The sequence below is a fragment of the Paraburkholderia sediminicola genome (assembly GCF_046026895.1).
Taxonomy (GTDB): Bacteria; Pseudomonadota; Gammaproteobacteria; order Burkholderiales; family Burkholderiaceae; genus Paraburkholderia; species Paraburkholderia sediminicola_C.
The window spans coordinates 1-14,412 of sequence record NZ_JAQQEU010000059.1; the positions used below are offsets into that span (position 1 = coordinate 1).

11 protein-coding genes are annotated in these 14,412 nt (G+C 58.8%); 2 read left to right on the top strand and 9 right to left on the bottom strand.

The window, feature by feature from the left end:
- Positions 1-46: 46 nt before the first annotated feature.
- From PQR02_RS29610 to PQR02_RS29620, 3 genes are read right to left on the bottom strand one after another with little or no spacing between them, the layout of a single operon-like run.
- Positions 47-3,136, bottom strand: coding sequence for a type I restriction endonuclease subunit R (locus PQR02_RS29610; protein ID WP_408239926.1), 3,090 nt, complete (start codon positions 3,134-3,136; stop codon positions 47-49).
- A gap of 8 nt (positions 3,137-3,144) precedes the next feature.
- Positions 3,145-4,473, bottom strand: a complete 1,329-nt coding sequence (locus tag PQR02_RS29615) for a restriction endonuclease subunit S (RefSeq protein ID WP_408239929.1) — start codon at positions 4,471-4,473, stop codon at positions 3,145-3,147.
- A complete protein-coding gene (locus tag PQR02_RS29620; RefSeq protein ID WP_408239932.1) occupies positions 4,463-6,022 on the bottom strand; it encodes a class I SAM-dependent DNA methyltransferase in 1,560 nt (519 codons plus the stop codon). Before PQR02_RS29620 ends, PQR02_RS29615 begins: the two co-directional genes overlap by 11 nt.
- Before the next feature lie 1,050 nt (positions 6,023-7,072).
- On the opposite strand from PQR02_RS29620, the gene PQR02_RS29625 reads away from it, so the two are divergent.
- Positions 7,073-7,531 carry an HU family DNA-binding protein gene (locus tag PQR02_RS29625; protein WP_408239935.1) on the top strand — a complete coding sequence of 153 codons (459 nt, stop codon included), beginning with the start codon at positions 7,073-7,075 and terminating at the stop codon, positions 7,529-7,531.
- 432 nt (positions 7,532-7,963) lie between these two features.
- Positions 7,964-8,596, top strand: coding sequence for an SEL1-like repeat protein (locus tag PQR02_RS29630; protein WP_408239938.1), 633 nt, complete (start codon positions 7,964-7,966; stop codon positions 8,594-8,596).
- A gap of 129 nt (positions 8,597-8,725) precedes the next feature.
- On the opposite strand, the gene PQR02_RS29635 is transcribed toward PQR02_RS29630, so the two are convergent.
- From PQR02_RS29635 to PQR02_RS29660, 6 genes are all read right to left on the bottom strand, one after another.
- Positions 8,726-9,742 carry an H-NS family nucleoid-associated regulatory protein gene (locus PQR02_RS29635; protein ID WP_408239941.1) on the bottom strand — a complete coding sequence of 339 codons (1,017 nt, stop codon included), beginning with the start codon at positions 9,740-9,742 and terminating at the stop codon, positions 8,726-8,728.
- 196 nt (positions 9,743-9,938) lie between these two features.
- Complete coding sequence (locus tag PQR02_RS29640; protein WP_408239944.1) at positions 9,939-10,649, bottom strand: lysophospholipid acyltransferase family protein; 711 nt, start codon at positions 10,647-10,649, stop codon at positions 9,939-9,941.
- A gap of 364 nt (positions 10,650-11,013) precedes the next feature.
- Entirely contained in the window at positions 11,014-11,517 is a 504-nt protein-coding gene (locus PQR02_RS29645; protein ID WP_408239947.1) for a hypothetical protein, read from the bottom strand.
- A gap of 90 nt (positions 11,518-11,607) precedes the next feature.
- The gene (locus PQR02_RS29650) at positions 11,608-11,943 is read right to left on the bottom strand and encodes a hypothetical protein (RefSeq protein WP_408239950.1); all 336 of its coding nucleotides are present in this window, start codon (positions 11,941-11,943) and stop codon (positions 11,608-11,610) included.
- 502 nt (positions 11,944-12,445) lie between these two features.
- Complete coding sequence (locus PQR02_RS29655; RefSeq protein ID WP_408239953.1) at positions 12,446-13,408, bottom strand: SOS response-associated peptidase family protein; 963 nt, start codon at positions 13,406-13,408, stop codon at positions 12,446-12,448.
- Between the two features lie 463 nt (positions 13,409-13,871).
- On the bottom strand, positions 13,872-14,150 hold the full coding sequence (locus PQR02_RS29660) for a DUF6723 family protein (RefSeq protein ID WP_408239956.1): 279 nt from the start codon (positions 14,148-14,150) through the stop codon (positions 13,872-13,874).
- Between the last annotated feature and the right edge of the window lie 262 nt (positions 14,151-14,412).

Below are 14,412 nucleotides of genomic sequence, written 5' to 3' on the forward strand. Positions count from 1 at the left end.
CGTGCGGCGGTACCGACATTTCGTTACACGCCTCGATACTCACCGGCTAATCACTCCATGCCTCCCCCAATGCCTGTGCCTGCTGCAAAACCAGCTCCACCGCGCCGTCCTGCTGGTCCGGCGGGTACTTGTATTTACGGAGGATGCGCTTGACCATCAGCCGTAGTCTGGCTCGCACACTCTCCCGCTCCGACCAGTCCACTGTGATGTTCTGGCGCAGATTTTCGGTGAGTTCGTGTGCAATCTTCTTGAGCGTCTCGTCGCTCAGCTCGCGGACGGCTGACTCATTATTGGCGAGTGCGTCGTAAAAACGGATTTCGTCTTCCGTCAGGCCCAACTCCTCGCCCCGGGTCGCGGCAGCGCGGAACTTCTTGGCCATGTCGATGAGCTCTTCGATGACCTGGGCGGTTTCAATCGCCCGATTCTGATAGCGTGTCACGACGCTTGCGAGCATTTCGGAGAACTTCTTCTCCTGCACTACATTGCTTGCAAAGCGACTCTTGATTTCGCCTTCCAGCAAGCGCTCCAGCAGTTCCACGGCGAGGTTGCGTTCGGGCAGGTTGCGGACCTCAGCGAGGAAGGCTTCATCGAGAATACCAATGTTCGGCTTTTCGAGCCCGACCGCCTCGAACACATCCACCACCTTCTCGGACACCACTGCCGAACTGATGATTTGCCTGATGGCGAGTTCACGCTCCTCGTTGGTCTTCTTCTTGTCGCTCAGCTCGCGCTTGGTGAGGATGACCTTCACCGCCTGCAGAAAGGCCACCTCCTCGCGCACCTCTTTGGCTTCGTCGAGCGTGCAGCACAGCGTAAAGGCCTTGCTCATGGCGAGCGCTGTGTCGGCGAATCGCTTCTTGCCGTCCTCAAGGCCCAGTACATGATTGGCAGCACTAGCGAGGCATTTGTGTCCGCCGGTCAGGAAGCCGCTGTAGTCATATCCGTGGAGCATGCCGCGCAGGATGTCGAGCTTTTCTGCGAGCACGGAATACGCCTCGGCCGCGTCGACCGTCGGACGGCCTCGTCCATTGCTGGCGGTGTATTCCTTCAGCGCGCTCTTCAGCTCGTTGGCGATGCCAATGTAATCGACTACGAGGCCGCCCTGCTTGTCCTTGAAGACTCGGTTTACCCGGGCAATTGCCTGCATCAGGTTGTGACCTTTCATGGGCTTGTCCACGTACAACGTATGCACGCAAGGCGCATCGAAGCCAGTCAGCCACATGTCGCGCACGATGACAATGCGCAGGGGGTCAGCCGGGTCCTTGAACCGCTTTTCCAGCCGCTTCTTGACCTGGCCGCTGTAAATATGCGTCCGCAACAGCGCCTTATCGCTCGCTGAGCCAGTCATGACAATTTTGATGGCGCCTTTCTCCGGGTCCGGTTCGTGCCAGTCGGGGCGCTGTTTGACGATTTCGTCATAAAGGTGAACGCAAATCTCGCGGCTCATCGCCACCACCATGGCCTTGCCGTCCTGAGCCTTGTTGCGTTCCTCGAAGTGCGCCACGAGGTCGGCCGCCACAGCGGCCACGCGGGGTTCTGCGCCGACGACTTTTTCCAGCGCCGCCCAGCGGCTCTTGAGTTTGGCCTGCTGGCTTTCCTCTTCGTCCTCGGCCAGTTCGTCCACTTCCGCGTCGATGTGCGGCAGGTCCCCGGCTTTGAGCGACAGCTTGGCCAGGCGCGACTCGAAGTAGATGGCGACCGTGGCACCATCCTCCTTGGCCTGCTGCATGTCGTAGACGTGGATGTACTCTCCGAACACGGCGCGCGTGTCACGGTCCTCGCTCGATACCGGCGTGCCGGTAAAGGCCACGAAGGTGGCATTGGGGAGTGCATCGCGCAGGTGCTGTGCATAGCCGACCTGGTACTTTTCCTGACCCGGCTTGCCTTTCAGTTGTGCCTCGAAGCCGTACTGGGTACGGTGCGCTTCGTCGGCGATGACCACGATGTTGTTTCGGTCCGAGAGCACCGGGAACGTGTCTTCGTCCTCGCCGGGCATGAACTTCTGGATGGTGGCAAACACTATGCCGCCGGAGGGCCGGTTAGCGAGCTTCGCGCGCAAGTCCTGGCGGGTGCCGGCCTGCACCGGCTGCTCGCGCAACAAGTCCTGCGCCAGCGAGAACACGCCGAAAAGTTGTCCGTCGAGGTCGTTTCGGTCGGTGATGACAACTATGGTCGGGTTCTCCATCGCCGCTTCCTGCATAACGCGGGCTGCGAAGCAGGTCATGGTGATGCTTTTGCCGCTGCCCTGCGTGTGCCAGACCACGCCGCCCTTGTGGCTCGCACCCGGGCGCGATGCCGTCACCACCTGATGGATAGCCGCGCGCACCGCGTGGAACTGATGGTAGCCAGCAATTTTCTTGACCAGTGCGCCGTCATCCTCGAACAGCACGAAGAAGCGCAGGTAGTCCAGCAGGTAGGTCGGTGCCAGCACACCGCGTATCAATGTTTCCAGCTCGTTGAACTGGCCGAGCGGGTCAAGCGCGGCGCCGTCGATGGTGCGCCATTGCATGAAGCGCTCCGCATCGGCAGAAAGCGAACCCATGCGCGCCTGCGACCCGTCCGAAATTACCAGGAATTCGTTGTACTGGAAGACATCTGGAATCTGCGCCTTATAGGTCTGAATCTGGTCATAGGCCTTCCAGATGTCAGCGTTCAGGTCGGCGGGGTTCTTCAGTTCCAGCAGCACCAATGGCAAGCCATTGACGAACAGCATCACGTCGGGGCGTCGCGTGTGATGCGAGCCTTTGATGGCAAATTGATTGACCGCTAGCCACTCGTTGGCCGCCGGGTTAGCCCAGTCAATGAGCCGCACGAAATCACCCCGTGTCTCACCGTCGCGCTGGTATTGCACCGGCACGCCACCGATGAGCAATTGATGGAAGCGCCGGTTAGCTGAGAGTAGCGCGGGGATACCGAGGTCCCGCACCCGTTGCAAAGCATCCTCCCGAGCTTGGGTCGGAATGCTGGGGTTCAGGCGAGCAATGGCGCTGCGCAGACGTTCGACCAACAATACTTGGCGATAGTCAGCCCGTTCTGCATTGGCACCATCTGGTGCGAGGTCCGGGCCGAAAAGGCGGATGTAACCCACATCAGTCAGCCAGCACAGTGTTTCCTGTTCAAGTTGGTCTTCGGTCATAGTCGTTGTCAGGCGACGAGCGCCTCGGCTTCGGACAGACGGAGTTGCCCAGAAATCAGGCGGGGCAGGAGCGTGTCGCGAATGGAGCTGAGTGTGTTCGCCAGCTCAGAGTTTTGGGTCAGCTGTGCTTCCGTCGCGGAAACCGTCTCTTCGAATATCTCCAAGACCTTGGTGTCGGGGAGTACCACCGGCACGGACCCGAGGATGGAAGTGTTCAAATTTGGCATCGTTGCACCAATGGCATGACGGACGAGCCATTGTCGTGCACGCGGAGCGTCTAGCGTCATAGAGAGAAACGACGATGACAGACATGACGGACCAGGACGAACAAGCAAGCAGCCGGTTCCGCACAACCAACCAACTTCACGTTCACTAATTAGCGCGTGCCGCTCAACGTCGCCTCGACGACTGAACACAATATCACCTGTTTTGAGTTTGTGTCGTTGGAGCCGGTCGGCGTCCTGAGGGCCAATGCATGCGATTGAGGCAGCACTGACTCGGCGTCCCTGAATGTCTTTCGGCATTACTACCGGGATTCCAGATTCCACATAGTCAGAAGCGTGCAGTTGGCTGCCGAACGGTCCGGTTTGAATCGTGCCACCGTGGTTTGCCAATACGTCCGCTAGGGCCATGATGCGCCACCCCCTCGGCACTAACCCCAACTCCGAGACTTCGAATCCGTTCGGAAATAGCGCCGCCGTGGCATCATCCATTCCTTGAGGCGCGCGCCCGTCCTGCTTGGCGCGGACGGGGTCGAAATCGACGAACCAAGACTTGAACAGGGCGCGGGCAATGGATTCCAGGGTGGCATTGGTTTCGCGAAGAAGGGTGATGCGGTCGTCAAGCGCACCGAGTACGCTGACAACGCTGTCTTGCTCGGCCAGAGACGGGACCGCGACACGCATCTTCTTAGCTGCACCCACATTGAAATGTTGCTGCACAGCGCCGACCGTATGGGAGTCAATGTGGTGTAACGCCGCCGAGTTTACCCAGTAGCATAGGAACCTCGGGCGGATTCGCTCGCCGCACCTCACAATCACCAAGTCCGAACAATTCGCATCTTCGAGCCAGTTTGGAATAACGGCGCAAGTTCCGGGCTTGCCCGTCCGGACAATTACAACATCATGCGGCTTTAGAGCGGATTTCTTTATCCTCGCGTGAAAATCCTGTCTTATATACTTCAAATCGTTCTTGTTGATATTGAACAGCTCTATGTTCAAGGAGCGCAAGAACGGGATGCCACTTTCAACATATTCCGAAGCCATCGGTCCAACATAGCCGACGGTGACCTCGGTGGCGATGTCCTGAAGATGCACCTGTTGCCACTCAGAACTCATAGCCTAGTCCCCCAAGCTTCTGCCGAATCAACTGGTCCAGTTCCGAGCCCTTCGCCATCTGCTCACCCAGCTTTTCCGTGAGCTTTTGCATTTTCTCGGCAAAAGCTTCGTCGTCGTCCTCGACTTCCTCGGCGCCGACATAGCGCCCCGGCGTCAGCACATGGCCGTGCTCGGCAATCTCGGCGAGACCTACGGTCCGGCAGTAGCCGGGAACGTCCGCGTATTCGCCGACACCATCAATGGGCTCGCCGCGCCAGGCGGCGACAGTATTGGCGATGCGCCCAATAATCTCGTCGGTCAGTTCCGTCTGCACACGGCTAATCATGCTGCCGAGCTTGCGGGCGTCGATGAACAGCACTTCACCCTGGCGGCTGGCTTTCTGTTTGGCGAGGAACCACAGGCAGGCCGGAATCTGGGTGTTGAAGAAAAGTTGACCCGGCAGGGCCACCATGACTTCGACCACGTCGGCGTCCACCATGGCGCGGCGGATGTCGCCTTCGGAGTTCTGGCTGGAACTCATCGAGCCATTTGCCAGCACGATACCCGCGCGGCCATTGGGCTTGAGGTGATACAGCATGTGCTGGAGCCACGCGTAGTTGGCGTTGCCCTGCGGCGGCGTGCCATAGACCCAGCGCGGGTCGCCTTCCAGGCTGCCGTGCCACCAGTCGCTGACGTTGAAGGGCGGATTGGCCAGCACAAAGTCGGCGCGCAGGTCCGGGTGCTGGTTGCGCACAAAGGTATCGGCCGGTTCGCGCCCGAGGTTGTAGTCGATACCCCGAATCGCGAGGTTCATCGCCGCCAACCGCCAGGTGGTGGGGTTGGATTCCTGCCCGTAGATGGACACGTCGCCCAGCTTTCCTCCGTGGGCTTCGATGAATTTCTCGGACTGCACGAACATGCCACCGGAGCCACAGCAGGGGTCGTAGACTTTGCCGTGGTGAGGTGCGAGCACAGCCACAAGCGTCTTGACGATGGAGGCCGGCGTGTAGAACTGCCCACCCTTCTTGCCTTCGGCACTGGCGAACTGGCCGAGGAAGTATTCGTACACCTGCCCGAGCACATCGCGCGCATGGCTGGCGTCCTCGCCAAAGCCGATGGTCGAAATCAGGTCGACCAACTCGCCCAGCTTGCCATCCGGCAACTGCGAGCGGGCATAGCGCTTGTCCAGGATGCCCTTGAGCTTAAGGTTCTCGGCTTCGATTTCGGCCAGCGCTTCGTCAATGCGCTTGCCGATGTCGGTCTGCTTGGCCGCGCTGCGCAGGCTCTCCCAACGCGCGGTTTCGGGCACCCAGAATACGTTGACCTCGCGGTAGTAGTCACGGTCTTCAAGTTCGTCGGCGAGCAGTTCGTCGTCACCGCCGTGCAGGAAGTATTCGTCGCCTTCGTCGGCAAAGCGACGGGTCAGCTCGGCGCGCCGGGCGGCAAAAGTATCGGAGATGTACTTAAGGAAAATGAGGCCGAGCACGATGTGTTTGTACTCAGCAGCGTCCATATTGGCGCGTTGCTTGTCGGCGGTTGCCCAGAGGGTCTTTTTGATGTCATCAAGCATCAGAACTGGTTCGTCCGGTCATAGTCAGGTGTATATCCAGGCATAAAGCCCGGCATCTCGCCACCAAGAAATTGATAGCGATTCTATCTTGAATGACACATGGACTCGCCAACGGGCTTAAGTACGGCACCGCGGGGGTGTCCAGACGTATCGTGAGCGGTAGATTACGCCCGTAACTATGTCTGCCCATCCTCCTCCCGGATTGCAACGTGCACGATGCCCGTCAGGAAGAATCGCCAGCAACCATTGTGGCAAAGCTGCGCGGGATACCGCGGTTTTGCCATCACAGTCCAGCCCACCACAGCCAAAAAGGCGGGCTCACTTGGGCAATTTCGCGATGCAATCAAACATTGGAAATGTAACGTCCCCAGGCTTTCACGCTTTGGCAAGCCTCGACCCACGTGCTTCCCCATGGGCGCCACTTCAAGCGGCTTGTGGCGAAGCCGCTAAAGCCTCTAATGCTGCGTCGCTGCGAGTGGGCCCGTGTCGGTGCTCATATCGCCGATTGACGCAGAGAGTGCTCTGCGAGTCGGCAGCGGGAAGAACCGGCAGTTGTAGCGCTGGGGTATGCCGCGCTCATTGCTTTCGTCCGGGGTGCCTCGACCTCGAGGAAGCTCGAAGGTATTTTGACTGACTGGTTGCCGACTAAGACCCCGGGCGCTTTGACCGACCGGCGGCGAATGCTGCGCTACCGTGGATGGCGTGGAACGGGCGGGGAGCACTCGATAGCGGCGACGAAAGCGACCGTCGGCGCGGCGAACGCTAGCACGCCCGACGCCGGACTCGCGCGAGAGGTTTGCTCCTCTTGGCCGTGCTTCAAATCCTTTCGCATAGCCGTATTCGTTAGCGCAGCGTTCTCCGGAGGGGTACAGGTCGCTGTTTTTGAGTTAACTCGGCGCCAAATCCCTTGTTTTAGGGGCTCGCACGTTGCAGATTCAAACTTGGGTTGTTACGCTAGCGCCAGCCTGAGGATTTGGACCTTTGCGTATTGTCGGTGACTATGCAAAGGCAAAGGTCTCAGGCCAACCTTTGACCAATGACGAGGAATTTATGGCAACAACGAGTGCAACGAAAGCTGCAGCAAAGCCGGCTGCGAAGAAAGCAGTGACCCCGGTCGCGAAAAAGGCGAAGACGCCGACGGTGAAGAAGGCGACGACTCCTGCCACGAGGAAGGCGGTCGCTGCCACGCCGCTGAAGCCCATTAAGGATTCGTTCACGAAGGCTTCGCTCGCTACCCATCTTGCCGAGCGTGCAGGTGTCGAGCCGAAAGCCGCGAAGGCATTGATGGCCGCACTTGAAGAAACGGTGCTCGCGTCGGTCCACAAGAAGGGCGCGAAGGAGTTCACGCTGCCGGGTCTGCTGAAGGTTGTTGCTCAGGACGTGCCGGCAAAGAAGAAGCGCTTCGGCAAGGACCCATTCACGGGTGAAGACAAGTGGTTTGCCGCGAAGCCCGCTTCGGTGCGTCTGAAAGTGCGCCCGCTGAAGAAGCTGAAGGACGCCGCGGTCTAAACCGGACCGCCGGAAAGGGAGCCCCTCGCGACGGAAGTCTGAGGGGCTTTTTTGCTTTTATGCCTGAGGCGCACGAGCCTGAGTGTAATCTGGCTAGCCAAGGTGAGCAGCGCGATACCCAGGAGCACTGCGATAAGCAACGCATGCGCGGACGACGACGACACCACGGTGTGTTGCATTCGGCCCCTTCGCCGCATCCGCCAAGTTATCCCCACCTTTTGTTGGCAAGGCTGTGGACAACCTGCTGACATGCGGCGTAACGACTTGATGTCAAAGCAGAAAGCGCCGTTGATGCACTCGCAGCGGTAACCGTACAGACCAGTGTCCCGCCTCGAGCTGCAGCGAACGCGGCCGCGCCCTGCCTATGAGGTCAGGCGACAGGAGCGCTGAGGTATCATCGTCTTCATCACTCACCAAAGGACGCCAAATCTGATGTCTGTAGATTCCAGCTGGCTGGGCCAAATTGAACGCGAGTGGGCACAACTTCGGCAGAACGACCCGGCGCTCGACATGGAAAAGTTCTTTCGACACATTGTGTCGGCAAACAAGGTTGGATTTCTTTCACTTGAATCTCTCGCGGCCATTGCGAATGGCCTGCTCACAAGCCCGCTGTCGGGGGCGCCTTGCCTCGGCCGGCGTCTGATTGAACGGGTTGGCCCTCACCGGCACCCTTCTCTTCGGGTCGCGCTTGCACTGTCTCTCGTCACCGAGACAGGTGGGCCAGCGGACTACGAGACCGGGCACGTCATTCTGGGCGACGTGCTGAAGGACGATACGGCGAGCGAGCCTCTGCGAGGCCTGGCGGCAGCAGCACTCGCGGACAGTGCACGGCTTGGTCGCGGCATGGACGCCGACCTCGAGATGGCCAAGGACATGTATGCCACGGCCTTGGAGCTCGGACACCGGGCGGCCGCATACAACCTTGGTTTGTACTGGGAGGGGCACTGGGAGAGGCGTGCTCCTGGCGACGTCGTCCCGGACCGCGCAAAGGCGGCACAAGCCTACAAGCGCGGAGGTTCGAATGCAAAATGCGCCGCCCGTCTCGACGCATTGCGTGCCTGTTAGCGGTAAGCCACGACAATCGCTCCTGTCGATGCGACGAGAACCGAGTTCTGCGTGCTCGGTTAGACGCAACCCGAAACGAGGGAGGCGCGTAAATATCCTCCCCCATGACATCGTCAATGTAGCGCGGACTCAGGCGCCCGTCGCGACCGCCACGTCCGCCGCAGCGACGACGGCGGTGGAAGCCGACTCCTTGACGGCAGCAGCTTTCTTGGCGACAACCTTCCTGGCCGTTGTGCGCTTAACCGCTGCCTCAGCAAGCTTCTTCGCCGCTGCCTTCTTCGCTGGCGCTGCCGAAGTCTTCTTCGCAGGCGATGCTGAGGTTTTTTTCGCCGCCGCCTTCTTGCTCGCAGCCGGCGACTTCTTTGCCCGCGCTTCCTTGGCAGTAACCGTCTTCTCAGCCGTCGGAGCGACTTGGACCGCCGCCGCCTTCACAGTCGCCTTCTTTGCGGCTACCTTCTTCGCAGTGGCCTTCTTGGCGACAACCTTTTTCACGGCCGCTTTCTTGGCTACCGCTTTCGTCGCCTCAACCTTCGGCACGCTCGTGTTTGCTGCCGCGGCAGAAGCGGCCGCCCCATCAATCAGAAACTTAGCCCGGTCCTTGGCACCAGCAAGCCACGCCGGAGCCGGACCGCGTCCGCTCCAAGTCGCGCCGGATTTCGGGTCGCGATATAGCGCCGGCTGCGGGCCTTTCGGCTGACCCTTGCCACCAGTCGCACCGACCGACTTCGACGCCGTCTTATTGACCGCGGTCTTGACCCTGCTCACAACACCTGCATTCGCTGCGACCGCCACTTCAGCGGCACCTGAAATCAGAAACCTATTCCGGTTTTTGGCTTCAGCAATCCAGGCGGGGGCGCGACCGTGACCGGTCCACGTTGCGCCCGTTTTGGGATGTTGATACTTCGGCGCCGCTTTGGCCTTGGTGACATCGGCATTTTTCGTTTTGCCGGCGGCGGCGCTGACCTTCTGTCCTTTCGTTGCCCGCTTTGCCGACGTCTTGGCTTCAATGTCCGCTGTCGTCAAACCATGCTTCGACATGATGTCGCGGATTTGGTCCACGACAGCCTGCGTCTTTTTTGCCGCCAGAGCTTCCGCTTGGGTTTTCAAATTTTTCATCTTTGCTTCGATTTGTTCTAGTGTTGCCATGACTCTCCCGTTCTGTCAGTACGTGACTGTCCGCACTATGCCATAACCGCAGTGGGTAACGCATGTCCAAAAGAGACCGGCATTCTCTTCTCACCAAACTCAGGTAGCACAGCGCGGCCCCGGAGAAGCTATGTGACTATTAACCGTTCGTACCGTCACCCAAGCAATGCGCGGAATCCATCCCGCTTTCAACGTATCAAAGCCGCAGCAGTTCATTTTTCATCCACTCGTGGACGGCTCGACTCAGTTCCTGCTGTGACAGGTCCCGAGGAGAGAATGCCGGGCCGACAACCACACGAATTTGTCCACGGCCGCTGGGCCAGTCCTTCGCCGGCCAGACTTTGCCCGCGTTGAGAACCACAGGAACAGCGGGTACGCCAGTCGCGCAAGCCAATCGAACGCCTCCAGATGTCATCCTCAACGGGGCATCGTGTGGCACCCGGGTCCCCTCCGGGAAGATGACAACAACATCTCCCTTCGCGAGCCTCTCGGCGCTTTCATGCGTCACAGCCTGATGAGCCTGTCGAGCGGAGCCGCGGTTCAGACTAACCATATCGAGGCCACGCAGCACCCATCCAAAAAAGGGAATGCGGAGAAGCTCCTCCTTGAAAACAAAACTGATGCGCCGTGGAAAAAGTGCAAGAAACGCGAGTGTCTCCCAGGTCGATTCGTGACGGCACAGTAGTATCGCTGGCCCTTCAGGAATATGTTCAAGCCCTTCTATCGAACATGAGACTCCCGGCAGCCAGCGCATCACAACCACCAGTGCTCGACACCATTGTTTTCCGAACCAGTATCGTCCAGCCCTGCCGACGAAAGGAAACAGGAGCAGTATGGCCATCGAATACAGCGTCCCGCTACCGAGGAGGTAGACGATAAACAGCCATTTAGTCAAAGTCGGGCGCATCGGGTCCTGATTCGGATTGGTTCGCGGCGGAACATTTCACCGTTGACAGGTGAGACTATGCCGTGAGCGATGCGTTCGTTCCTCAGACCGAAAGCGGCAACGCCGCACCTGAAACGCGGCACTCAAAGCAGGCCATCAGCTTGGGGATGTCCAAAACCGCAGCGCTTACGTCCCCTAACACCCTTGGGCTGGCATCACGGTGTCCAAGCACACTGGGAGCCCAGCATGCACTGCAAGGAACCGCACATCAAGCTTCATAGCTTTCGTCAGAGAAAGCGACTTTCCATCGACCTCCTGCGGACCGACCAATAGGTAGGTCGCGGTGGTCTTTGTAGCGTGCAGCGCTGTGTCTATGCGATTGATGTCACCTTGAGTGGTGCGCAAACGGATTGATGGGTTGGACCTTCGTGCGGTCCTTGACCCGCTCTAGCATCTGGCATGTGCACCAATCGGTAACCAGCGCCTCAAGACCGCGGACTACATTCGATTCCATAACCTGCACGCCTGCATCGCCGGTGAAGTTGGCACTGAACGCAGTGTGGAATCGATACTGGAAGTAGCCAGAGACTTCTTGGATGCGCTCCGAGGTATTGGAGTCCGTGTAAATCACCGATTCAGGGGAGAACGGGTCATAGTAGATGACGTATGGGTATTCAGTATTTACCGCGACGCGCGGCTCATCGCAGACGCGCAATGAGCCGACTAGCTGGATAGACCCTTTCATCCCCTTAGGGGTTTTGAATACCCAGATGCGCTTTGGCAACCGCTCTGCAAGTTGTACGATTTTTGTATTGTTAGAGCCAAAGTAGCCGACTTCGCCGTTTTTGAGGTTCTGCTCGAGCTTTTGCCAGTAATAAAAAATATCCATCGATACGTGCCTGCTGATGCCTGAGTTGACCGCGATTTTTAGCCGATTCGGTTATGTCGCTGAGACGCTAACGGCGGAATGAGCCGTGGTCTAGTTCGTTGAAAAGACAACGGCCGCCATGCCGCCAACCTGCGCGAAGCTTCGGACGAAACGATAGACCTGGCCGTCAATCTGCACCGTGTTCGCTCCTGACGAAGTCGATTCAAGGATTCCGTTTGCGACTGGTATTGTAATCGTGCCAATCTGCTTCAGGTCTTCACGCGAATTTTCCGGGTCGCCCACATACACTGTGCAAGCGTCGGTGGTGTGCCGCATCATCACTATGCTTGTGGCCTTATCAAGCGACCTCTCCAGATATACGGCAAGGATTCGCAGTGATTCTGGAACGGGTTCCGGGCTACCTGCTAACTCGTTGTTGTCCGTCATTTTGAGCTCCGGTGACTTACGGCCGTTTATGCGCCTTGGTATTTTCGCGCTTGACATCATGACACAAGGCCGTCTCGGCCGAGAGGCGAGAGACTGCAGCAACCGTCCCGAGCGTAACTCGTCGGCGCTTACCCCTTACACGCGGCGCGCTTTGCCGCGCCGCCCGATTGCCTGTGAGTCGGCTCGTGCTTTAGGTGTTCTCAGGTAAGTTGAAGCCTAGCCTGCGCTTATACCACGGCTTCTGGAAACACTTGCGTCAGTGCTGGTCTGCGTTCAAAAGCATCCAGATTTGCTGAGCCGGCGCCCCGGCAAGAATTCGAGCAAACACTGCGCGGCGTCGGACGCACGTGTGGTGCTCCTCTTGACGCGTATCCTTCACCGCACCGACGCCATTGAGGTCGCGGTGCGGAGGTTCTGCGGCCGACATCCCGTGAAGGACATTGCTAGCGGACGGGGTTGAATTCGAAAGCCCGTTAGCTCGATTGCCGATAGATGCGTGGGGTCACGCTGCCAATCGATGCTCATAGTACGGGCGGTCCCTGTCATCAAGTATCGCGTACATTGCCGTGAGATTCGATGCATCCGGATTAAGCCAGGCATCTATATTTTCCGGCTTTATAGGGATGATGCACCGGTCATGCCCCGCGGCGGCGACCTCTGGCGGCGGCTCGTCCGTTATCGCGGCAAACGACAATAAATCCGGCTCGCCCGGCGCCGACCAACGTGACCACAAGCAGGCGACGTGCATCAACTCGCCATTGCGTGGACGAAATTCCAAAACGATGTTTTCGTCTCGCTCGTGTGTTTCAGATAGCGTTCCCTCAAACTTCGCTTTGCTCACGTTTTCGTAGAAGACGTCAACAAGCATTACGCCGTGCGTGTACCCAAAACATGGTCGCCAAAAACCCTCAAGGTTGTCGCGACGGGCATTGTATGTCCCAGGATATTTGATATCGTAGACAGGCGGTTTGCCAGCAATACGGCACTGGTAGCGCATTGGTTTCACGACGCGTTGGCCATTTTCAACGACCATGACCGGGGCGTAGTGGCCAGGAAAAATCCGCGAGTCGCGCGGCTTAGGCTCGGCCCGTTGAATGTCATCGAGCTTGCCGCGGGTCCAAGCGATTTTGTCCGTGGCGATTCGCTGGCTCTCGGTAGCGGCCTTGGTTGTCTTTGTCTGCAATGACCGTTCCGCGTCCGCCAATCGCTTTCTTTGCTTGAACAGGTCCTGTTCAAGCTTCGTCGCCTGCTCGGTGTTGAACTGGTCAATTAAGGCCTTGCTTTCGCGCTCGTCTTCATTCAGTGGAACGGCAAAGGCGTCTTCCATCGCCTTGGGTATCTTTGCCTTGCTGACGCCTTCGGCGCGTTCGAAGAACAGCCGCGCGAACTCGTGGATATCCATCACGGCGCCAAATATGCGCACAAATTTTCGATAGTCTGCCTGGACTTGGGCCGAGTAGCACATACACGCCTCCGTTTTGCTACCTCCATCATATGCAAAAGCTTGAGCCGGGGGCGGCGGTCTTAGAAGCCAAGGAGACGGGCGTCGTAGCGGTTCAATGAAAGGTCTAGCCGCTCCAGCATCCGAAAGTCAGCGCTTTCCCGTGCCCTGCAGTTCACCGTGGCGTTGCGAGCGCGTCGCGGCATATTTCGGTTCGAAGTGGGCGCCCCTGCCACCTCGTGTCTGGGGAAAATGGTCGCCCTCTACGCGTCCACTTCGAAGGTGTCCTTGCCACCGGCGTGAACGACGAAGTGAATGCCCGAAGTCTTTACGATTCCTCCCGGCTTGAACGAGTTTTCGGCATGGTAGGTCCTTGTAACAGTGAACCCTGCCCGAGGCTGTTGCGTATGCACCTGCCGCCTGTCGAGTTGGCGGTTCGGCTTTCCTGCGCGGGCCTGGCAGCCATGCGGCGCTCATGCGAGCTTGCCTACGTTTCAGGGTTTAAGACGTCGCCCGAGACAAGGGTGCGCCCATACTCTTTTGCTGCGTCACGAGCCTCTTGCGCCGTGCTGAAAGGGCCGATAGCCGGCGCCCCATCGAACGGATAGATAACGCGTCCGTCCGTCTTCCGCACAACCTTAAGTGTGCCGAAATAGCGCCCGTGCTCCGTCATGCAGTACCCGGCATGCGTGCAAAAATGGTCTAATGAATCGGCAGCCGGAATTGTTCGTCTATGTTCGCTGTGTACAAGTTTTGGGCGTGACATTCCTGGGTCCCTCCTCGCGATTCGCAAAAATGGAGATTTGTCGCCAGCATCCGTCGGCCTTTCAATGCATTGGCTGGCGTCCCTGTCGTCCGAGCGCCGAGCAGACCGCTGGCCACGCCGCAGAGCCGCCACCGCCCATGCGAGGCGGGGTCACCACTCTGTGCGACTGCGAAACGTGAGGCGCGTGGTAAGCCCTCAGCGTCGGCGGGATGGAACCATCGGAAGGCCTTTCACGACTGTCCACGGACCACAGGCTCACGCC